We start from the raw sequence: 20,757 nt of genomic DNA on the forward strand, positions 1-20,757 counted from the left end.
AGCAGGATACAAGGGAGAGCTGCATGGCCACCATGGCCCCATTCGACATCAACGACCTCAAGCGCCGTATGCAGGGCTCGACCCAGTCGCTGAAGCATGAGCTTGGCGGCTTGCGCACCGGACGTGCGGCAGCCTCGATGCTGGAGCCGGTCCAGGTGGAAGCCTATGGCAGCCACATGCCGCTGAACCAGGTTGCGACCGTCAGCGTTCCCGAGCCGCGTCTGCTGTCGGTGCAGGTTTGGGACAAGTCGATGGTCAAAGCTGTGGAAAAGGCGATTGTCGATTCCAATCTCGGCCTTAGCCCGGCAACCGAAGGCCAGATTCTGCGGCTACGCATTCCCGAACTGAACACCGAGCGCCGCAAGGAACTCGTGAAGGTCGCGCATAAATATGCCGAGGCAGCCAAGGTCGCTGTGCGCCACGTCCGCCGCGACGGTCTCGACATCATCAAGAAGCTCGAGAAGGCTCACGAGATTTCCGAGGACGACCAGAAGCGCCACGATACCGAAGTGCAGAAGGTCACGGACAGCATAATCGCTGAAATCGATCAGTTGCTGGCGGCTAAGGAAAAGGAAATCATGACGGTTTAAGCGTCAGAAGCCGCTTTTAAGCTGTTGAAAAGCGTATGGTCCGCAAATTGGTCACATATGTGCCGGACCATAGGCTGGGGATTTTAATCGATGTCGAATGCCGCCGCGCCCGCAAATGATGGATCGGACCGATCCACGCCTTTGCATGTCGCGATCATCATGGACGGCAATGGGCGCTGGGCTGCAGCGAGGGGGCTTCCGCGCGCCGAGGGCCATCGCCGCGGCGTCGAGGCACTTCGCCGTGTGGTGCGGGCATCCAACGAACTCGGCATCCAATATCTGACAATCTTCTCGTTCAGCTCCGAGAACTGGTCGCGGCCCGCATCCGAGATCAGCGATCTGTTCGGCCTGCTGCGTCGCTTTATCCGCAACGACCTTGCCACGCTGCATCGCGACGGCGTGCGGGTCCGCGTGATCGGAGAGCGCCAGGGCCTCGATTCCGATATCGCGTCATTGCTGAAAGAGGCCGAGGACCTGACGCGGGGCAACACCCAGCTCAATCTCGTGGTCGCCTTCAACTACGGCTCGCGGCACGAGATCGCCACGGCAGCGCAGCGCCTTGCGCGCGAGGTCGCCGAGGGCAAGCGGACGCCCGAAAGCATCAATGTCGATACGCTCGGCCAGTATCTCGACGCGCCTGATATTCCGGATCCCGATCTGATCATTCGCACGTCGGGTGAACAGCGGCTATCGAACTTCCTGATGTGGCAGGCTGCCTACAGCGAGTTCGTATTCGTGCCGATCCACTGGCCGGATTTCGACAAGGCCGCGCTGGAAAGCGCCATTGCCGAATATGCCCGCCGCGAGCGGCGCTTCGGCGGTCTCGCCGCGAAAACCGGTTCGTGACCGGCGTGACCCAGGACGACAGTACGCCGAAGCAGGCGGATGACCGGGGGCTGCGCAATCTCTTGATGCGCATCCTGGCCGCGCTTGTACTGATCCCCGTCGCGATTTTCGCTGCCTATACCGGGGGCTGGCTGTGGTTCGGCCTCGTGACGCTGGTGTCGGTTGGTCTCTTCCTGGAATGGCGGGCCATTGTCGGCAATCATGTCGGCTGGATCGGGCTCGGCGTCGTCTATGCCTTGGCTGCGTTTGCGGCGTCCATTGTCGTGCGCCTCGATCCCGTCTGGGGCTTCTCGGCCCTGATGTTCATTCTGTTGGTGGTCTGGATGACCGATATCGGCGGCTATTTCGCCGGGCGCGGCATCGGCGGCCCGAAACTGTGGCCGCGCGTCAGTCCGAAGAAGACATGGGCCGGCGCTATCGGCGGTTTTGTTCTCAGCCTCGCTGTGGCTGCCGGTTTTGCCATGAATGGTTTGGGCAGCCTGCTGCCGCTGCTCATGATCGCAACCGTGCTCACGGTGCTGTCGCAACTTGGTGATCTCTTCGAGTCCGCAGTGAAGCGCAAATTCGGCGTCAAGGATTCCGGCCAGATCATTCCTGGCCATGGCGGTCTGCTGGATCGCCTCGACGGCTATGTATTCGCGGTGGTTGCTGCCGCGGTGATCGGTCTTTTACGCGGCGGCGCAGATGGCGTCGGCCGCGGTCTTATGGTTTGGTGATTTGATGAGCGCTGTTCCCCTGCGAAATAACAAGCCCGCCGCGTCCAGTCTGCGCAGCATCACTGTCCTCGGTGCGACCGGTTCGATCGGTGACAGCACCATGGATCTGCTACGAGCCTCGCCCGAGCGGTACCAGGTGGAGGCTTTGACGGCTAACGGCAACGTCGAAGGCGTGGTCAAGCTGGCCAAGGAATTCAACGCGCGCTTTGTGGCCGTCGCTGATGAATCCAAGCTGGACGAACTCCGCGCGGCACTCGCCGGCACCGGCATCGCCAGCGGGGCAGGGGATAGCGCCATCGTCGAGGCCGCAGAGCGTCCGGCCGACTGGCTGATGGCCGCCGTATCAGGTGCCGCCGGGTTGAAGCCCGCGCTCGCCGCCGTCGACCGCGGTGCAACGGTTGCACTGGCCAACAAGGAATGCCTTGTTTGCGCCGGCGATTTCTTCATGGATCGCGCCGCCAAGGCCGGCGCTTGCATCCTGCCGGCGGACAGTGAACACAATGCGCTGTTTCAGGCGCTGGCTTCCGGCAGCCGCGAGGAACTGACCCGCGTCATCATCACCGCCTCGGGCGGACCGTTCCGCACCTGGGCTGCTGCCGATATCGAGCAGGCAACGCTGGCGCAGGCGCTGAAACATCCAAACTGGTCGATGGGGCAGAAGATTACCATCGATTCCGCATCGATGATGAACAAGGGCCTCGAAGTGATCGAGGCGTCCTATCTGTTCGCGCTGGCGCCGGACGAGATCGACGTATTGGTACATCCGCAGTCGATCATTCACGGCATGGTTGAGTTCCGCGATTATTCTGTCATGGCGCAGCTGGGTTCGCCCGACATGCGCACGCCGATCGCGCATTGCCTGGGTTGGCCGGACCGTATCCCGGGCCGGGCGGCGCCGCTCGACCTTGCCAAGATCGGGTCGCTGACCTTCGAGGCACCGGATTACACGCGCTTCCCTGGCCTGAAGCTGGCCTATGACGCGCTGCGCACCGGCAGCGGTGCGACCACCGTCTACAACGCGGCCAACGAGATCGCCGTGGCTGCCTTCACCGCCCAGAAGATCCGCTTTGGCGCCATTGCACGGCTGGTCGAAGCCACCATGAATGAATGGGTGCGGGCAGGGAATTTGGCGCCGTTGTCGTCGGCGGATGACGCCATCGCTGTTGACCATAAAGCGAGAAAAATGGCTGCCACCCTCTTGCCTCAAATTGCCGCAAAGGCATCCTAGAGCATTGGGGACGGGGCCTTTGGCCTCGCGTTAGGGGATCGGGATGCTTGAGTTTTTCCAACATAGTTTCAATACGTTAAGTCACGGCTTTATAGGATATATCATCCCCTTTCTGTTTGTCCTGACGATCGTGGTGTTCTTCCACGAACTCGGCCACTTCCTGGTCGCCCGCTGGAACGGCGTTAAGGTCCTAACGTTCTCGCTCGGCTTCGGTCCTGAACTCGCCGGCTTCAACGATCGCCATGGCACGCGCTGGAAGATTTCCGCGATTCCGCTTGGCGGCTACGTGAAGTTCTTCGGCGACGAGAGCGAAGCCTCGACCCCCTCAAGCGCCGCGCTGGAAGGCATGACGGCGGATGAGCGCAAGGGCAGCTTCCATCACAAGCGGGTTGGCCAGCGTGCGGCCATCGTGGCTGCTGGTCCGATCGCCAACTTCATCCTCGCGATCGTCATTTTCACCTGCCTGTTCACGTTCTTTGGCAAGCCGAGCACGACCGCCAAGGTCGACAGCATTCAGGCGGGCAGCGCGGCCGAGAAGGCTGGGTTCCAGTCGGGCGACATCATCAAGGCCATCGATGGCAAGGTCATTGGCAGCTTCTCTGACATGCAGCGCATCGTCGGCACCAAGGCTGGCGAGCAGCTGGCCTTCAGCGTCAAGCGCGGCGAAGCCACGGTTGAGCTGAAGGGCACGCCAGAACTTCGCGAAGTCAAAGACAGCTTCGGTAACGTCCATCGTCTCGGCGTCCTCGGCATTACCCGCGCGACAGCGGTTGGCGAAGCGACCACCGAGCGGGTCAATCCGGCGACCGCTTTCGTGCTGGGCGTCAAGGAAACCTGGTTCGTCGTGGACCGCACCATCGCCTATATCGGCGGTGTATTCACCGGACGCGAGGCGGCCGACCAGATCGGTGGTCCAATGCGAATCGCCCAGATCTCGGGGCAGGTGGCGACAATCGGCCTGACCGCCCTGATTCACCTGGCGGCGGTTCTGTCGATCTCGATCGGCCTTCTCAACCTGTTTCCGGTGCCACTTCTCGATGGCGGTCATCTTTTGTTCTATGCCGTCGAAGCCGTTCGTGGGCGTCCGCTGTCGGAGCGCGCGCAGGAGATGGGCTTCCGCATTGGCCTCGGTTTAGTGCTGATGTTGATGGTATTTGCGACCTATAACGACATTCTTCACTTGGCTTCGTCATGATCGAGGCTGGGGGTAACGTGGCCGATGGGCAACGTCTTGGAATGAAATTAGAATTGCAGCGCGAAAGGTCGTTTGCCAGTCAGGTAAAATTGGCTACAAGCTGGGCCACTAAAGGGATTCTGTCAGACCGTAGGGGTGCGGGCTGGCGATGGAATGATAAGGGCGCTTTGCGCATGATTTTTGGTTTGCGGGGTTTCCGGGGCGGCCTTCTTGCTGCTTCGATCTTGGTCGCCATGCCGGTCGCCGTTACAGCGACTGCTGCGCTCGTTTCTTCGACTGCCGTGGCTCAGACCGCCGCTTCGATTGTTGTTGAAGGCAATCGTCGCGTGGATGTGGAGACCATCCGTTCCTATTTCCGTCCCGGCCCGAGTGGCCGGCTGGATCAGGGCACCATCGATGACGGCCTCAAGTCGCTCATCGAGACCGGCCTGTTCCAGGATGTGAAGATCAATCAGGCCGGTGGCCGTCTGGTCGTCAGCGTCGTCGAAAACCCGGTCATTGGCCGTATCGCCTTCGAAGGTAACAAGAAGGTCAAGGACGACCAGCTGAACGCCGAAGTGCAGTCGAAGCCGCGCGGGACGCTGTCGCGCCCGATGGTGCAGGCAGACGCGCAGCGCATCTCCGAAATCTATCGTCGCTCTGGCCGTTATGACGTCAGCGTCGTTCCGGAATTCATCGAGCAGCCGAACAACCGCGTCGACCTGATCTTCACGATCAACGAAGGTGCGAAGACCGGCGTGAAGTCGATCCAGTTCATCGGCAACAACTATTACTCGTCCTACCGCCTCAAGGACGTCATCAAGACCCGTGAATCGAATCTCCTGAGCTTCCTGGCTTCGGGCGATATCTATGATCCGGACCGTATCGAAGCCGATCGCGACCTGATCCGCCGCTATTACCTGAAGAACGGCTTCGCCGACGTTCAGGTCGTCGCCGCGCTCACCGAATACGATCCGAACCAGAAGGGCTTCCTGGTCACCTTCAAGATCGAAGAAGGCCAGCAGTACCGCGTGTCGTCGGTCGACTTCTCGTCCACCATCCCGCAGTTCGATCCCAACTCGCTGCGCAGCTTCTCGCGCGTCGGCGTCGGCTCGCTCTACAACGCGGAAGCGCTGGAGAAGTCGGTCGAGGAAATGCAGATCGAAATGTCCCGCCGCGGCTACGCCTTTGCCGTCGTGCGTCCGCGTGGCGATCGCAATTTCGAATCTCACACCGTCACCATCGGCTTCACGGTGGAAGAGGGCCCGCGCGTCTATATCGAGCGCATCAATGTGCGCGGCAATACGCGTACCCGTGACTATGTCATCCGCCGCGAATTCGATCTCGCTGAAGGCGACGCCTATAACCGCGCGCTGGTTGATCGTGCCGAACGCCGCCTGAAGAACCTCGACTTCTTCAAGAGCGTGAAGGTGACGACAGAGCCCGGCTCATCCAGCGATCGCGTGATCCTGGTGGTCGATCTGGAAGAGAAATCCACCGGCGACTTCTCGGTCTCGGGCGGCTACTCGACCACCGACGGTGCGCTCGGCGAAGTCAGCGTCTCGGAACGTAACTTCCTCGGTCGCGGTCTGTTTGCGAAGGCATCGGTTCAGTACGGCCAGTATGCCCGTGGCTACTCGCTGTCCTTCGTTGAGCCTTACCTGCTCGACTACCGCGTGGCGCTCGGCCTCGATTTTTATCAGCGCGAGCAGTTGTCCAACAGCTACATCTCATACAACACCAAGACGCTCGGCTTCAGCCCGCGCCTCGGTTTCCAGCTGCGTGAAGATCTCGCGCTGCAGCTGCGCTACTCCGTCTATCAGCAGCAGATTTCGCTCCCGGCGACGTTGAGCAACTGTAACAATCTGCCAGGCAGCCCGACTGCGACCAACACGCCTGGCTATTTGAATTCGCTGTTCCCCGGCTCGGTTAATCCCGCCGACGCCAACACATGGGGCTGTTACGCCGATGGTGAGTCGTCTCTGCCAGTTCGCCGCGAACTGGCCAGCGGCAAGACGCTGACCTCGGCGCTCGGCTACACGCTGAACTACAACACCCTCGACAACAACAAGAACCCGACCGACGGTCTGTTCCTGGAGTTCAAGCAGGACTACGCTGGCGTCGGCGGCGACGTGACCTACCTGAAGACCACGATTGACGCGAAGTACTACACTCCGCTGGTGGCCGACATCGTTGGTTTGCTGCGTGTCCAGGGCGGTATGCTGAACAAGGTCGGCGAAGATATCCGCATGCTGGATCACTTCCAGATGGGTCCGAACCTGGTGCGTGGTTTCGCGCAGAACGGCATCGGTCCGCGTGACATCAGCTACGTCGCGCTGGGATCCTACGGTGACGCGCTCGGCGGCACCAAGTATTGGGGCGCTTCGGCGGAATTGCAGATGCCATTCTGGTTCCTGCCGAAGGAAGTTGGCATCAAGGGCGCGGTTTATGCCGATGCCGGCGGTCTCTGGGATTATAAGGGACCGACCAGCTGGGCTCAGACTGGCGAAATCAATGCCGCCGGCTGTGTGCCTGCGAGCCGGACTTCGGTCGGTAACTGCGCCGGCATGACCTATGACGATGGCAATGTCGTCCGGTCGTCGGTCGGTGTTGGCCTGATCTGGCAGTCGCCGTTTGGTCCGCTGCGCTTCGATTACGCAGTGCCGATCACCAAGGGCGCCTATGATCGCGTGCAGCAGTTCAAGTTCGGCGGCGGAACTTCGTTCTGAGTTTGATCTCCGGCCGGACCGCGACGGGTGGAATGGTTCTGCCGACGTTCTTCAAGCAATCGCCGTCGTTGACGCTGGCTGAAATAGCCGCGTCAACGAAGGCGCGACTGGTCGACCCGACGCGGGCCGACCAAGTCGTGACTGGCGTAGCCTCGCTCGATGAGGCCGGCCCCCATCACCTGACCTTCTTCGAAAATCTCCGCTACATCGACCAGCTCACCCACACCAAGGCCGGTGCGTGCCTGGTGAGCGAGAGCTTCAAGGGCGATATTCCGGCTCACGTAACGGTGCTGCGCGCCAAGCGGCCATTTGCGGCCTTCGTGGAATTGGCGCGCGAACTGCACGCGGACACGCTGCGTCCGGTCTCCGGCTTTGACATTACTGGCATCGCCGCATCCGCCGTCATCCATCCCTCTGCTCAGCTCGAGGATGACGTTACGGTGGATCCGCTGGCCGTGATCGGCCCGGATGTGGAGATCGGTTCCGGCACCATCATCGGCTCTGGCGCGGTGATCGCCGCCGGGGTCAAGATCGGCCGCGACTGCAATATCGGCGCTGGCAGCACGCTGCAGTTCACACTGATCGGCAACAACGTACTCGTTCATCCCGGCTGCAAGTTCGGCCAGGACGGCTTTGGCTTCGTGTTCGGCCGGGACAAGCACATCAAGGTGCCGCAGACCGGCCGTGTCCTGATCCAGAACGACGTCGAGATCGGCGCCGGCACCACCATCGACCGCGGCAGCCTGCGCGATACCGTGATTGGCGAGGGGACCAAAATCGACAATCAGGTCCAGATCGGCCACAATGTGACAATTGGACGGCACTGTGTGATCGCTGCGAAATGTGGCCTTGCAGGCAGCCTGACCATCGGCGACAACGTCGCGCTGGGCGCCATGGTGGGCCTCAACAATCACATTACGATTGGCGATGGCGCGCAGGTCGCGGCAATGGCCGGAGTGAAAGACAGCATTCCGCCGCGCGCGCGGTGGGGTGGCATCTTTGCCCGGCCGACCAAGCAATGGTTCCGCGAGATCCTCGCGGTTGAGAAACTCGCCCGCGAGAGCATGCCGGGAACGGATGCGACGACGCAGGATACGAAAGACGAGGGGCGGGAATGAGCCAGGATTTACCAAGCGATGGCGCATCGCCGATCATCATCGAGACGGTCGACATCAACACCATCCTCAAGACCCTTCCGCATCGCTATCCGTTTCTTCTGATCGATCGTGTCGTCAACATCCGCAAGGACTTCAGCGGCATCGGCATCAAGAACGTTACCATCAACGAGCCAGCTTTCCTGGGACATTTCCCGGACCGCCCGGTCTATCCTGGCGTGCTGATGATCGAAGGTATGGCTCAGACCGCGGGCGTGATCGGCATCTCGTCCGTCGAAGGCACCGAGAAGCCGCGTGCGGTGTATTTCCTCACCATCGACAAGTGCAAGTTTCGTAAGCCGGTGATGCCTGGCGATACGATCGAATATCATCTGCACCTGATCGGCCGGAAAAAGGCGATGTGGTGGTTCCATGGCGACGCCAAGGTAAATGGCAAGGTCGTCGCCGAGGCCGATGTCGGTGCAATGCTGACAGACTGATTGGCACCTACCTGAACGCGCATGATGCCATCGAAGACCTCGATGGCATCATGCGTTTGTAAGTCATGGTATGAGACGTGTCGTAACAGATCGCAATCAGACGTCACTGGACAGGCTCGGGAACCCACGTTAACCAACGGAAAAACCTAGATATTTGTAGGCAGCTTGATGGCTGGGATTGGACTGTTTCGATGAGCAAGATCGACCCGACGGCGCGGATCGAGGACGGTGCTGTCATTGGCGAGGGCGCCGAAATCGGACCCTTCTGCATCATCGGACCGCATGTCACGATCGGTGCAGGCACGAAGCTGCTGTCGCATGTCAACGTGACGGCGCAGACGACCATCGGCGAGAATTGCACGATCTATCCGTTCGCCTCATTAGGCACGCCTCCGCAGTCGCTCAGCTACAAAGGCGAACTGACCCGGCTGACCATCGGCAATGGCTGTACCATCCGCGAGTCCGTGACCATGAATGCCGGTACTGTCGCCGGCGGTGGCATCACGTCGGTGGGCGATCGCGGCTACTTCATGAATTGCGCCCATGTCGGCCATGACTGCCATGTCGGCAACGACGTGATCTTCGCGACTTCGGCGACGCTTGGCGGCCATTGCGAGATCGGCGATTTCGTTTTCATGGGCGGGCTGTCGGCCGTGCACCAGTTCACCCGCATTGGCTCGCAGGTCATGGTCGGCGGCATCTGCGGCGTGCGCGGCGACATCATCCCGTTCGGGCTCGTGAATGGCCAATATGCAGCGCTGGAAGGCCTCAACATTATCGGCATGAAGCGCCGCAAGTTCACCAAGGAGCGCGTCGCCGCCGTGCGCTCGTTCTATCAAAAGCTGTTCCATGGCGCGGGCGTCTTCGCCGAGCGGCTTGAGCGCGTGCAGCCCTTGGCAAATGACGATCAGGCGATTGCAGAAATCCTGACATTCATCGCCGGCGCCAAGCACCGCGCGCTGTGCCTGCCCGAGGATAGCAAGAGCAGTTCCTGAATTCGAGTATCGCGGGGCGAAGCATGACTGACCAGGCTCAAATACAGCACCCGCAATCACATCCGCCGATAGGCTCGCCGTTCGGCATCATCGCCGGCGGCGGCTCGTTGCCCTTCGCTGTCGCGGACTCGCTGCAGGCGCGTGGCATCAAGCCTGTCGTGTTCGCGCTGAAGGGGTTCTGCGATCCGGCGCTGGTGGCGCGATTTCAGCACCACTGGATTCCCATCGGCCAGTTCGGCCGTTTGCTGAAGCTGATGCGCAGCGAAAATTGCCGGGATCTCACGTTCATCGGCACGCTGGTACGGCCGGCAATCTCCGAGATCAGGCTGGACTGGGCAACGCTTCGCGTGATGCCGAAAGTGTTTCGCGCGTTTCGCGGCGGTGACGATCATTTGCTGACGAGTATCAGCCGCCTGTTCGAGGATGAAGGTTTTCGTCTGCTGGGGATCAAGGACGTCGCGTCCGATGTGCTGATGCCGGAAGGCAGCGTGACGCGTGCCGTACCGGATCAAGATGCTGAAGCCGATATCGCGCGTGGGCGCGACGTCTTGCGCGCCTTGAGCCCGTTCGATATCGGCCAGGCGACCGTGGTGATCGACGGCCATGTGGTGGGGATCGAGGATATCGAAGGCACCGATGGATTGCTGGCCCGCGTGGCGCTCTTGCGTGAGCAGGGACGTATTCGCGCCAAGGCAGGGCGGGGTGTACTGGTGAAGGCGCCGAAGAGCGGTCAGGATCTGCGTTTCGATCTGCCGACATTGGGACCGCGGACCATCGAGCGTGCTGCCGCTGCGAAGCTCGCCGGCATCGCCATCGTCGCAGGCAATACGATCGTCGCCGAACCGCAGCAGATGATTGTCGCTGCCGATGCCGCAGGTCTTTTCGTAACGGGACTTCCGACGTGACGAAGACGATCTATCTCATCGCCACCGAAGAATCCGGCGACCGTCTCGGCTCCGCGCTGATGAAGGTGCTACGCCAGCGGCTCGGCGACGATGTGCGCTTCGAAGGCGTTGGTGGTTCGTCGATGGCACGTGAAGGTCTGCAGTCACTGTTCCCTATCGAAGAGCTTTCCATCATCGGCCTTGCCGCCGTCCTACGGAAGTTGCCGTCGATCCTGAAGCTCATCACGCGCGCGACCGAGGACGTCTTGCGGGCCAGACCCGACGTGCTGGTCATCATCGACAGCCCGGACTTCACCCATCGCGTCGCCAAGCGTGTGCGCCAGCGCGATCCCTCCATTCCCGTCGTCAACTATGTGTCGCCAACGGTGTGGGCGTGGCGGCCGGGGCGCGCGAAGGCGATGCGTGCTTATGTCAACCATGTGCTGGCGCTGCTGCCGTTCGAGCCGGAGGCCCATCAGCGGCTCGGCGGACCGCCATGCACCTATGTCGGTCATCCCCTGATCGAGCAGATCGATGCGCTGCGTCCCAATGCGGAAGAGCAGGCGCGTCGTGAAACGAAGCCGCCGGTGCTGCTGGTGCTGCCGGGTAGCCGTCGCAGCGAGATCCGTCATCACATGGCAACGTTCGGCGCGACGCTCGATCTGCTGCAAAAGCAGGGCACGCAATTCGAACTGATCCTGCCGACCATGCCGCATCTCGTCGAGGTCATCGCCGAAGCGCTCAAGGCGTGGCCGGTGCAGCCGCGGATCGTCGTGGGCGAAACAGAGAAGCGCGCCGCGTTCCGCATCGCGCATGCGGCCTTTGCCAAGTCGGGGACGGTGACGTTGGAGCTTGCATTGTCGGGCGTGCCGATGGTCACCGCCTACAAGGCCGGCAGCGTCGAGGCTTGGATCATCCGCCGCCGCATCACATCGTCGTCGGTCATCCTCGCCAATCTGGTGATCGGCGAAAACGTCATTCCGGAGTTCATCCAGGAAGACTGTACGCCGGAAAAGCTCGCGGCGTCGTTGCAGGAGGTGCTGGCACATACACCGATGCGGCAGCGTCAGATCGAAGCCTTGGCACGACTGGATGGCATCATGGGCGTTGGACGGATGTCGCCGAGTGACGCCGCTGCCGACGTCGTGCTCGCGACGATGCGCGAGGATCAGGGGTAGCTTGAACAAGAAAACGGCGGATCTTGCGATCCGCCGTTTTGATTTTCGCACTCTGCGAAACAAGGTCTTAGGCGCGCTTGGCGATATCCACGTAGTCGCGGCGGGCAGCACCCGTGTAGAGCTGGCGCGGACGTCCGATCTTCTGCTGCGGATCGCCGATCATCTCGCTCCACTGGCTGATCCAGCCAACGGTGCGGGCAACGGCGAACAGCACGGTGAACATCGAGGTCGGGAAGCCCATCGCCTTCAGCGTGATGCCCGAATAGAAATCGACATTCGGATATAGCTTGCGGTCGATGAAGTACTGGTCCGACAGCGCGATCTTCTCGAGCTCCATGGCAACGGCGAGCATCTCGTCGCCACCGTGACCGGTTTCCTTGAGAACTTCGTGGCATGCCTGCTGCATCAGCTTGGCACGCGGATCGTAGTTCTTGTAGACGCGGTGACCGAAGCCCATCAGGCGGACGCTGGAGTTCTTGTCCTTCACCTTGGCGATGAATTCCGGAATCTTGTCGACGGTGCCGATCTCGGCGAGCATCTGCAATGCGGCTTCGTTGGCGCCGCCATGCGCCGGTCCCCACAGGCAGGCGATGCCGGCGGCGATGCAGGCGAACGGATTGGCGCCCGACGAGCCGGCGATGCGGACCGTTGAGGTCGATGCGTTCTGCTCGTGGTCAGCATGCAGCGTGAAGATCTTGTCCAGCGCCTTGGCGAGCACCGGATTGACCTTGTACTCCTCGCACGGCACGGCGAAGCACATCTTCATGAAGTTCGCTGCGAAGTCGAGCGAGTTGGTCGGATACACGAAGGGCTGACCGATCGTGTACTTGTAGGCCATCGCCGCGAGCGTCGGGATCTTGGCGATCATGCGGATCGACGCGATGTCGCGCTGCTTCGGATCGTTGATATCAGTTGAGTCGTGGTAGAAAGCGGCGAGGGCACCAACCGACGCGACCATCACGGCCATCGGATGCGCGTCGCGGCGGAAGCCCTGGAAAAAGCGGCTCATCTGGTCGTGAACCATGGTGTGGTTCGTGACCAATGCGTCGAACTTTGCCTTCTGCGCCTTGGTCGGGAGTTCCCCGTACAGCAGCAGATAGCAGGTCTCGAGGAAGTCCCCCTTCTCGGCGAGCTGCTCGATGGGGTAGCCGCGGTACTCGAGGATACCGGCATCGCCATCGATATAGGTGATCTTGGACTGGCAGCTGCCCGTCGAGGTGAAGCCGGGATCGTAGGTGAACATCCCGGACTGGGCGTAGAGCTTGCCGATGTCGATGACATCAGGGCCGACGGTCCCGCTGTGGATCGGCAGTTCGAAGCTCTTGCCGTCGACTGTCAGCGTTGCGGATTTGGTATTGGTTTTTGCGTCCATCGCGTGGTCCCCGATGAGATCGTTGAGGGGCCGGCAAGCCACCGACATTTCAGGAGAAATGGGGAGGCTAGCCGGGAATTCCAGAGCATTCGCCAGAATGCGTAGCGTATTGCTGTGTGCGCTGCAAGGCGGGCAAAAGCAGCCTACAGCTATGCTAAATAGGTGCCTGATCGGCGAGCCGATCCAGGCATTCCTGCCGTCCCAATACCGCCAGAACATCGAAAATGCCGGGCGACGTGGTCTTGCCGGTCAGCGCCACGCGAAGCGGTTGCGCAACCCCGCCAAGCTTGATGCCAGCTTCCTCGGCAAAGGCGCGGGTGGCGGCTTCGGCATTTGCTGCGGTCCAGTCGGTGACGGCTTCCAGTGCCGTGCGCAACTTGCCGATCAGCACACGGGTTTCCGGAGTCAGCGCGGCCTGCGCCTTCGGCTCCATCGCCAGTGGGCGATCGGCAAAGATGAAATTGGCGCCGTCGATCAGTTCGATCAGCGTCTTGGCGCGTTCCTTCAGGCCGGGCATGGCGCGCAACAGCTGGGCGCGCGTGGTGTCGTTGAGCTTCGCCTTCAGTTCGGCGCCGCCGGGCACGTAATTCAGCACGTCCTCGAACATGGTCACGAGGGATTGATCGTCGGTGTGACGGATGTAGTGACCGTTGAGATTTTCGAGCTTGGCGAAATCGAAGCGCGCGGCGGAACGGCCGATCCCCGACAGGTCGAAGGCGTCGATCATCTCCTGGGTCGAGAAGATTTCCTGATCGCCATGGCTCCAGCCGAGCCGCACCAGGTAATTCCGCAGGGCGGCCGGCACATAACCCAGCGCGCGATAGGCCTCGACGCCGAGCGCACCGTGGCGCTTCGAGAGTTTCGAACCATCGGGTCCGTGGATCAGCGGAATATGCGACATGCTGGGCACGGTCCAGCCGAGCGCGTCGTAGATCTGCTTCTGGCGGGCGGCGTTGATCAGATGATCGTCACCGCGGATGACATGGGTCACGCCCATGTCATGGTCGTCGACCACCACGGCCAGCATATAGGTCGGATTGCCGTCGCCGCGCAGCAGCACGAGGTCGTCGAGATTTTCGTTCTGCCAGACCACACGGCCCTGTACCTGATCCTCGATCACGGTCTCGCCGGTGAGTGGCGCCTTCAGGCGGATCGTCGGTTTGACGTCGGGGCGCGGATCCGACGGATCACGGTCGCGCCAGAGCCCGTTATAGAGCTTGGACTTGCCCTCGGCGCGGGCGGTCTCGCGCATCTGTTGCAGTTCCTCGGCGCTGGCATAGCAGTAATACGCCTTGCCCTCAGCCAGCAGCTGTTCGGCGACTTCGCGGTGCCGGCCGGCACGGGCAAACTGGAAGACGGTGTCGCCGTCCCACTCGATGCCCAGCCACTTCAACCCGTCGATAATGGCGTCGATCGCGGCATCCGTTGAACGCTCGCGATCCGTATCCTCGATCCGCAGCAGCATCTTGCCGCCGGTCTTCTTGGCATAGAGCCAGTTGAACAGCGCGGTGCGTCCACCGCCGATATGGAGGAAGCCGGTCGGCGAGGGGGCGAAACGGGTAACGACGGGAGCGGTCATATCAGCGGGTTCGATCGAGTTCGGTGTGAGTGTTGGCGGGCGTTTATCACAACGACAGGGCGCTGTCTCACGGCGAATAAACGCGGATTTGGGGTCGGAACCGCATCGGAAAAGGCCCTTTCGCGGGACCCGGCCCCTGATCCGGCCTTGGCGCGGCCTTCCGGATTTGGCACATAGGGCGCAGCTTGAAAGGCAGCAAATGACAGACGAATCGGTATCCGACGCAGGCCGTGACTTCATCCGCGACATCGTTGCGGCGGACCTGCAATCCGGTAAGCACAAGAGCGTGGTGACGCGCTTTCCGCCGGAGCCCAACGGCTACCTGCATCTCGGCCATGCCAAGTCGATCTGCCTGAATTTCGGCGTAGCTGAGGAATTCGGCGGCCACTGCAACCTGCGCTTCGACGACACCAATCCGACCAAGGAAGAGCAGGAATATATCGACGCCATCCAGCGCGATGTGCGCTGGCTCGGCTTCGACTGGGGCGAGGGCAACCTGCATTACGCCTCGGACTATTTCGAGCAGCTCTATGACTGGGCGGTACATCTGATCCGCGCCGGCAAGGCCTATGTCGATGACCAGTCGCAGGAAGAAATCCGCTTTAAACGTGGCACCCTGACAGAGCCCGGCAAGAACAGCCCGTTCCGCGATCGTTCGGTCGACGAGAACCTCGATCTGTTCGCCCGGATGCGCGCCGGCGAATTCCCGAACGGCGCCCGCGTGCTGCGCGCCAAGATCGACATGTCGTCGGGCAACATCAACCTGCGCGATCCCGTGATCTATCGCATCCTGCATGCGCATCATCCGCGCACGGGCACCGCTTGGAGCATCTATCCGAGCTACGACTTCGCGCACGGCCAGTCGGATGCCATCGAACACGTGACGCATTCGATCTGTACGCTCGAATTCGAGGATCACCGGCCGCTCTATGACTGGTGCCTGGAAAACCTGCCGGTGCCGTCGCGGCCGCATCAGTATGAATTCGCGCGCCTCAACATGACCTACACGCTGCTGTCGAAGCGCGTGCTGACTGAACTCGTCCGCGGCGGCCATGTCACCGGCTGGGACGATCCACGGATGCCGACGCTCGCAGGCCTGCAGCGCCGCGGCATTCCTGCCGAAGCGCTGCGCGAATTCGTCAAGCGCATCGGCGTCGCCAAGGCCAACTCGACTGTCGATATCTCGATGTTCGACTTCGCCGTGCGCGAGACACTGAACCGCACGGCACAGCGCCGCATGGCTGTGCTGAAGCCGCTGAAGGTGGTGATCGAGAACTACCCGGAAGGACAGACCGAGCAGCTCGAAGCCATCAACCATCCCGATGATGCGTCGCTCGGCAACCGGCAGATTTCATTCGGCCGCGAGCTTTACATCGAGCATGACGACTTCATGGAAGAGCCGCCGAAGAAGTTCTTCCGCATGGCGCCAGGCCGCGAGGTCCGCTTGCGTTATGGCTACTTCATCACCTGCAAGGACGTCATCAAGAATGCCGCTGGCGAGGTGGTCGAACTGCGCTGCACCTATGATCCGGAAACCCGGGGCGGCAATGCGCCGGACGGCCGCAAGGTCAAGGCGACGATCCATTGGGTGAGCGCCGCAGATGCCGTGCAGGCGGAAGTACGCGTCTACAATCAGCTGTTCGCCGATCCGCAGCCCAATGCGACCGAGTTCGCATCGCAGCTCAATCCGGACTCGCTGGAGACGCTGACCGGCGCCATGCTGGAGCCGGCGCTGGCGAGCGATAACACAAGCGATGTCGTGCAGTTCGAGCGCCAGGGTTACTTCTGTCGCGACAAGGATTCAGCGCCGGGCAAGCTGATCTTCAACCGCACCGTCGGTCTGCGCGACAGCTACGCCAAGCTCGCCTGAGCAACCCTAGAGATTAGTTTTCGTATTCTGCATCCGTTCCGCTAGTCGCCGCTTGCCCTTCCGATAGCATTCGGAAGGACAAGCGTGGCGTGCGGGCGTTCGATGGCGCGGGGCGGAGATCAGCAACAGCGGCGGGGCCGGGCGGGTACAGCGACCACATGGCCGCCGCCGGCCAAGGCAGGCGTCGCTGTCCCGTCAGCGACGTCGTCGACGTCGGGCTTCGAGACGCTCTGGACGTGGGTGCGGGCCGAAGCTGGTCCCGGTCGCTTGCTGCCCTGGGTGCCGATCGCTTTCGGCACCGGCATCGCGCTGTATTTTGCCGCTGAGCATGAGCCGGTGGCCTGGGTTGCCGCTGCGACGGCAGGCCTTCTTTGCGTGGCTGCGTTTTTGCTGCGGCGGCAGCGATGGTTTCCCTTGATCTTGCTCATTGCGGCCATCGCGGCGGGCTTCGCGATGGCTGCCATGAAAACCGCGCGTGTGGCTCATGAGGTTCTGGCAAAGCCGCTCTATTCCGTCGCGCTGACCGGCTTCGTCGAAACCCACGAGGAACGGGAGCGCACGGATCGCTTCGTGCTGCGCGTTGCCACGATGGACAGCCCGCGCGCCGCACCGAAGCTGACCCGTGTGCGGCTGTCGGTGAAGAAGGGCATGGCGCCTGTCGTCGGCAGCTTCGTCGAATTGAAGGCAAGGCTGCAGCCGCCGCTGTCGCCGCTCCGGCCAGGGAGTTACGACTTTGGCCGCGATCTGTATTTCCAGGGGATCGGCGCATCAGGCTTCGTGATGGGCGGCATTAAGGCGGTCGATCCGCCGATACAGCCGGGTGTGGCGCTACGCTATTCAGCGACCATACAGGGTCTGCGCGACGCCATCGACGCGCGGATCCGCACCGTACTCTCGGGCGATAGCCGCGCCATTGCCACGGCGTTGCTCACGGGCCGCCGCGATGCGATTTCGGCTGACGTCAATGATGCGATGTTCATCTCCGGCCTCGGTCATGTGTTGTCGATCTCTGGCTATCACATGGCCGTTGTCGCCGGCGTGGTGTTCTTTGCGATACGCGCACTGCTGGCACTGATCCCTGTCCTGACGGTGACATTCCCGATCAAGAAAGTCGCAGCGGCTGCGGCGTTATTCGCAGCACTGTTCTATTTGCTGCTGTCAGGTGCCGAAGTCGCGACACAGAGATCCTTTTTCATGACGGCCGTTGTGTTGATTGCAGTCATGGTCGATCGCCGGGCGGTGACGTTTCGCACGCTGGCGGTGGCGGCAATGGTCGTGCTGATCGTCGCGCCGGAAGCGCTGGTGCATCCGAGTTTTCAGATGTCATTCGCGGCGACGCTGGGGCTGGTCGCATTGGTGCAGATAGGCATGCCCGCGCTGTTTGCCTCGCCCGATCATTCCGCGACCGCGCGCGTGGCGCTATGGGGCGGACGCGAGATCGCGATGCTCGTACTGGCCTCACTGGTCGCGGGTCTTGCCACCACGCCCTATGCCGCATTTCATTTCCATCGCGTCACGCCTTATGGCGTCGTCGCCAATCTCCTGGCGATGCCGGTGGTCTCGGCACTGGTGATGCCGGCGGGCATTCTCGGTTTGGTGGCCATGCCGTTCGGCTTTGACGGTGTGTTCTGGCGGCTGATGGATGTCGGCATCCAGTGGATGATCGTGGTCACGCAATGGGTGGCAGCCTTGCCGGGTGCCATCGGGAGGATGCCGGCCTTCGGGACCGGACCGCTGATATCAGCCAGTATCGGCATCATCGTGCTGGGATTGCTGCGCACGCCGTTGCGCTTCGCGGGGGCTGCCGTGCTTGCAATCTCGATTGTATGGGCCCTGATGGCGAAGCAGCCGGATGTGTTGATCTCGGGGGACGGTCGCAGCGTCGCGGTACGGGGCAGGGACGGGCACCTGCATATGATGCGCAGCGCCAAGGATACATTTTTGCTGAAAGAGTGGCTCGCCGGCGATGCCGATGCGCGTCTGCCGACCGATGCCTCCGTCAGCCACGGTGTGTCCTGCGACCGCGACGGGTGCATCGCGGCGCTGGCCGATGGCGCTTTGGTGGCGCTGGTTTTACAGCCGGATGCATTCACAGATGATTGCGAGAAAGCGACACTCATCATCACGACGAAACAACCGCCAAAGGATTGTCGTGCGCTGGTGATCGATCAGGATCGCCTGCAACGTAATGGTGCGGTGAACCTGCAGCGAACTGCGAACGGCTTTACCATCGATGCCGTGCGGTCACGGGGCCTGGACCGTCCGTGGTCGCGCGCAATTCCCGATGAGCCCGAGCACGATCTGATCCAGACCGGTCGTCCACCGCAAAACCGGCCGGTGGATGCGACGCCTGCGGAAACCGATCTTCAAGCCGAAGATCAGTAATCCGTCGAGGCGACAGCCTCAGTAGCGGCGATACAGGCCAATCAGCTTGCCCTGAATGCGCACCCGGTTAGGCGGCAGGATGCGGACTTCGTAAGCGTCATTCGCTGGCTCCAGCGCGATCGACGCGCCGCGGCGGCGGAAGCGCTTCAGCGTGGCTTCCTCGTCGTCAATCAGGGCCACCACGATGTCGCCGGTGTCGGCGCTCTCGTTGCGCTGGATCAGCACGGTATCGCCATCGAGAATGCCGGCGTCCTGCATGGAATCGCCGCGCACTTCGAGCGCGTAATGTTCGCCGGAGCCGAGCATGTCCGCGGGCATGCTGATGGTGTGGCTGCGGGTCTGCAGCGCCTCGATCGGCGTACCTGCCGCGATCCGGCCCATGACCGGGATAGCAACCGTGCGGCCATTGTCATCGTCGCCGCTGTTGCTGGCGATGCTGGCGGCCGAACGCACCTTGCCAAGCGTGCCTTCGATGACGCTGGGCGTGAAGCCGCGGCGCCCGGTGCCGCCGGTGACCGGCGCGCCGAGCTCTGGCAGCTTGATGACTTCGATGGCGCGGGCGCGGTTGGGCAGGCGGCGGATGAAGCCGCGTTCTTCCAGCGCCGTGATCAGACGGTGAATGCCAGACTTGGAGCGCAGGTCGAGCGCATCCTTCATCTCGTCGAAGGAGGGCGGGACGCCGGCTTCCTTCAGCCGTTGATCGATGAATCGCAGGAGTTCGTATTGTTTGCGCGTGAGCATCTGAAGCCATCCTCAGTTGACGGTGTCGGCCGCCGCGTGCGTTTCAAAGGGTCTCCGAACGGTGATTCTCAATCCAGAGACGATCGTTCGAAGATCGGTTGCGCGAGTTCGGGCACTCTCAAACTACTCAAAGCCACAGAATCTCGAAACAAATCATGAACGAACACTATATGTTCCATATGTGTTCTGCAATGCTTAATTTGCCGTCAACAGAATGCACGTTGAGGGAGGTTTGAGGAGGCTGTTCCTCACCAGTCGTCGATCCTCGACGGACATGGAAAATGCTTCCGCGGGCTTGGGCTACGCGGACGTCATGCGCCCAATGGGCGGCGGCGGAGTCGTGGAGCCGGTCGCCAGCGAGCGCTGAACCATGATCGTGTCGGCCCAGCGGCCCGAGCGATAAGCGACGCCGGGCAGCAAGCCGACGCGGGCAAAGCCAAAGCTCTCGTGCAAGCCGAGCGAGGCCGTGTTGTCGGCATCGATATAGCCGATGATCTGCCGGAAGCCGGCCGCCGCGCAGACGTCGATCAATTCGCGCATGAGCAGCCGGCCGATGCCTCGGCCGACATGTCCGTGGTGGATATAGATCGAATGCTTGACCGTGTAGCGATAGGCCGGTCGCTTGCGGAACAGCACCACATAGGCATAGCCGACGACCTCGCCGCCTTGCGTGGCGACGAGGTGCGGGAACCGTTTGCTGCGCAGGTTCTTACGCCGGTCTCTGAGATCGTCGGGCTGCGGCGTGTCGGCGTCGCTGACGCCTTCCTCGACGCCTTGCCGGATGTGCCGGCGATAGATCGCGAGCATGGCATCGACGTCGGTGTCGCGTGATGGTCGGATGACGACCGGCTGTTCGAGTTCCGTTGGCAAATCAGG

Annotated in this window: 17 protein-coding genes; 13 read left to right on the top strand and 4 right to left on the bottom strand. The window is 61.8% G+C overall.

Going from position 1 to position 20,757, the window contains the following annotated elements; all coding sequences use genetic code 11:
• Positions 1 to 32: 32 nt before the first annotated feature.
• The 11 genes from frr to lpxB all read left to right on the top strand — a co-directional run bounded on the left by frr (position 33) and on the right by lpxB (position 11,934).
• Complete coding sequence (frr, locus tag AB7828_RS04235) at positions 33 to 590, top strand: ribosome recycling factor (RefSeq protein WP_374725665.1); 558 nt, start codon at positions 33 to 35, stop codon at positions 588 to 590.
• Between the two features lie 90 nt (positions 591 to 680).
• Positions 681 to 1,436, top strand: coding sequence for an isoprenyl transferase (locus AB7828_RS04240; RefSeq protein WP_068730865.1), 756 nt, complete (start codon positions 681 to 683; stop codon positions 1,434 to 1,436).
• A gap of 5 nt (positions 1,437 to 1,441) precedes the next feature.
• Complete coding sequence (locus tag AB7828_RS04245) at positions 1,442 to 2,152, top strand: phosphatidate cytidylyltransferase (RefSeq protein ID WP_441232193.1); 711 nt, start codon at positions 1,442 to 1,444, stop codon at positions 2,150 to 2,152.
• 4 nt (positions 2,153 to 2,156) lie between these two features.
• Complete coding sequence (gene dxr, locus AB7828_RS04250; RefSeq protein ID WP_309944069.1) at positions 2,157 to 3,380, top strand: 1-deoxy-D-xylulose-5-phosphate reductoisomerase; 1,224 nt, start codon at positions 2,157 to 2,159, stop codon at positions 3,378 to 3,380.
• Between the two features lie 43 nt (positions 3,381 to 3,423).
• Entirely contained in the window at positions 3,424 to 4,575 is a 1,152-nt protein-coding gene (gene rseP / locus AB7828_RS04255) for an RIP metalloprotease RseP (RefSeq protein ID WP_089264545.1), read from the top strand.
• A 173-nt stretch (positions 4,576 to 4,748) separates the two neighbouring features.
• Positions 4,749 to 7,283: an outer membrane protein assembly factor BamA gene (gene bamA / locus AB7828_RS04260; RefSeq protein ID WP_089264544.1), complete on the top strand. Its 2,535-nt coding sequence runs from the start codon at positions 4,749 to 4,751 to the stop codon at positions 7,281 to 7,283.
• 32 nt (positions 7,284 to 7,315) lie between these two features.
• Complete coding sequence (lpxD, locus tag AB7828_RS04265) at positions 7,316 to 8,401, top strand: UDP-3-O-(3-hydroxymyristoyl)glucosamine N-acyltransferase (RefSeq protein WP_089264543.1); 1,086 nt, start codon at positions 7,316 to 7,318, stop codon at positions 8,399 to 8,401.
• Positions 8,398 to 8,877 (top strand): 3-hydroxyacyl-ACP dehydratase FabZ, encoded by a 480-nt coding sequence (gene fabZ, locus AB7828_RS04270; RefSeq protein ID WP_068730861.1) that lies wholly within the window; start codon positions 8,398 to 8,400, stop codon positions 8,875 to 8,877. Before lpxD ends, fabZ begins: the two co-directional genes overlap by 4 nt.
• 191 nt (positions 8,878 to 9,068) lie before the next feature.
• A complete protein-coding gene (lpxA, locus tag AB7828_RS04275) occupies positions 9,069 to 9,872 on the top strand; it encodes an acyl-ACP--UDP-N-acetylglucosamine O-acyltransferase (protein ID WP_441229477.1) in 804 nt (267 codons plus the stop codon).
• Positions 9,873 to 9,895: 23 nt separating this feature from the next.
• Complete coding sequence (locus tag AB7828_RS04280) at positions 9,896 to 10,777, top strand: LpxI family protein (protein WP_441229478.1); 882 nt, start codon at positions 9,896 to 9,898, stop codon at positions 10,775 to 10,777.
• Complete coding sequence (gene lpxB / locus AB7828_RS04285) at positions 10,774 to 11,934, top strand: lipid-A-disaccharide synthase (protein WP_441229479.1); 1,161 nt, start codon at positions 10,774 to 10,776, stop codon at positions 11,932 to 11,934. The genes AB7828_RS04280 and lpxB overlap by 4 nt, the downstream gene beginning before the upstream one ends.
• A gap of 67 nt (positions 11,935 to 12,001) precedes the next feature.
• Here lpxB and gltA read toward each other — a convergent pair whose 3' ends face one another.
• Positions 12,002 to 13,306, bottom strand: coding sequence for a citrate synthase (gltA, locus tag AB7828_RS04290; protein ID WP_089264726.1), 1,305 nt, complete (start codon positions 13,304 to 13,306; stop codon positions 12,002 to 12,004).
• 154 nt (positions 13,307 to 13,460) lie between these two features.
• Positions 13,461 to 14,885, bottom strand: a complete 1,425-nt coding sequence (gene gltX / locus AB7828_RS04295; RefSeq protein WP_441229480.1) for a glutamate--tRNA ligase — start codon at positions 14,883 to 14,885, stop codon at positions 13,461 to 13,463.
• Between the two features lie 199 nt (positions 14,886 to 15,084).
• Here gltX and AB7828_RS04300 point away from each other — a divergent pair, with 199 nt between their 5' ends.
• Both AB7828_RS04300 and AB7828_RS04305 read left to right on the top strand, forming a co-directional pair.
• Complete coding sequence (locus tag AB7828_RS04300) at positions 15,085 to 16,755, top strand: glutamine--tRNA ligase/YqeY domain fusion protein (RefSeq protein ID WP_441229481.1); 1,671 nt, start codon at positions 15,085 to 15,087, stop codon at positions 16,753 to 16,755.
• 102 nt (positions 16,756 to 16,857) lie between these two features.
• Positions 16,858 to 19,140 carry a ComEC/Rec2 family competence protein gene (locus AB7828_RS04305; RefSeq protein WP_441229482.1) on the top strand — a complete coding sequence of 761 codons (2,283 nt, stop codon included), beginning with the start codon at positions 16,858 to 16,860 and terminating at the stop codon, positions 19,138 to 19,140.
• Positions 19,141 to 19,158: 18 nt separating this feature from the next.
• Here AB7828_RS04305 and lexA read toward each other — a convergent pair whose 3' ends face one another.
• Positions 19,159 to 19,881, bottom strand: coding sequence for a transcriptional repressor LexA (gene lexA / locus AB7828_RS04310; RefSeq protein WP_068730850.1), 723 nt, complete (start codon positions 19,879 to 19,881; stop codon positions 19,159 to 19,161).
• A gap of 300 nt (positions 19,882 to 20,181) precedes the next feature.
• A complete protein-coding gene (locus tag AB7828_RS04315; RefSeq protein WP_276509735.1) occupies positions 20,182 to 20,751 on the bottom strand; it encodes a GNAT family N-acetyltransferase in 570 nt (189 codons plus the stop codon).
• Between the last annotated feature and the right edge of the window lie 6 nt (positions 20,752 to 20,757).

The organism is Tardiphaga sp. 215_C5_N2_1, from assembly GCF_052076055.1.
In the GTDB taxonomy this organism is placed as follows: domain Bacteria; phylum Pseudomonadota; class Alphaproteobacteria; order Rhizobiales; family Xanthobacteraceae; genus Tardiphaga; species Tardiphaga robiniae.

What these genes read in the sequence shown, in the direction of transcription:
- frr (WP_374725665.1), top strand. Translation starts at nt 33, where the DNA reads ATGGCCCCATTCGACATCAACGACCTCAAGCGCCGTATGCAGGGCTCG.
- AB7828_RS04240 (WP_068730865.1), top strand. Translation starts at nt 681, where the DNA reads ATGTCGAATGCCGCCGCGCCCGCAAATGATGGATCGGACCGATCCACG.
- dxr (WP_309944069.1), top strand. Translation starts at nt 2,157, where the DNA reads ATGAGCGCTGTTCCCCTGCGAAATAACAAGCCCGCCGCGTCCAGTCTG.
- rseP (WP_089264545.1), top strand. Translation starts at nt 3,424, where the DNA reads ATGCTTGAGTTTTTCCAACATAGTTTCAATACGTTAAGTCACGGCTTT.
- bamA (WP_089264544.1), top strand. Translation starts at nt 4,749, where the DNA reads ATGATTTTTGGTTTGCGGGGTTTCCGGGGCGGCCTTCTTGCTGCTTCG.
- lpxD (WP_089264543.1), top strand. Translation starts at nt 7,316, where the DNA reads ATGGTTCTGCCGACGTTCTTCAAGCAATCGCCGTCGTTGACGCTGGCT.
- fabZ (WP_068730861.1), top strand. Translation starts at nt 8,398, where the DNA reads ATGAGCCAGGATTTACCAAGCGATGGCGCATCGCCGATCATCATCGAG.
- lpxA (WP_441229477.1), top strand. Translation starts at nt 9,069, where the DNA reads ATGAGCAAGATCGACCCGACGGCGCGGATCGAGGACGGTGCTGTCATT.
- AB7828_RS04280 (WP_441229478.1), top strand. Translation starts at nt 9,896, where the DNA reads ATGACTGACCAGGCTCAAATACAGCACCCGCAATCACATCCGCCGATA.
- gltA (WP_089264726.1), bottom strand. Translation starts at nt 13,306, where the DNA reads ATGGACGCAAAAACCAATACCAAATCCGCAACGCTGACAGTCGACGGC.
- gltX (WP_441229480.1), bottom strand. Translation starts at nt 14,885, where the DNA reads ATGACCGCTCCCGTCGTTACCCGTTTCGCCCCCTCGCCGACCGGCTTC.
- AB7828_RS04300 (WP_441229481.1), top strand. Translation starts at nt 15,085, where the DNA reads ATGACAGACGAATCGGTATCCGACGCAGGCCGTGACTTCATCCGCGAC.
- AB7828_RS04305 (WP_441229482.1), top strand. Translation starts at nt 16,858, where the DNA reads ATGGCGCGGGGCGGAGATCAGCAACAGCGGCGGGGCCGGGCGGGTACA.
- lexA (WP_068730850.1), bottom strand. Translation starts at nt 19,881, where the DNA reads ATGCTCACGCGCAAACAATACGAACTCCTGCGATTCATCGATCAACGG.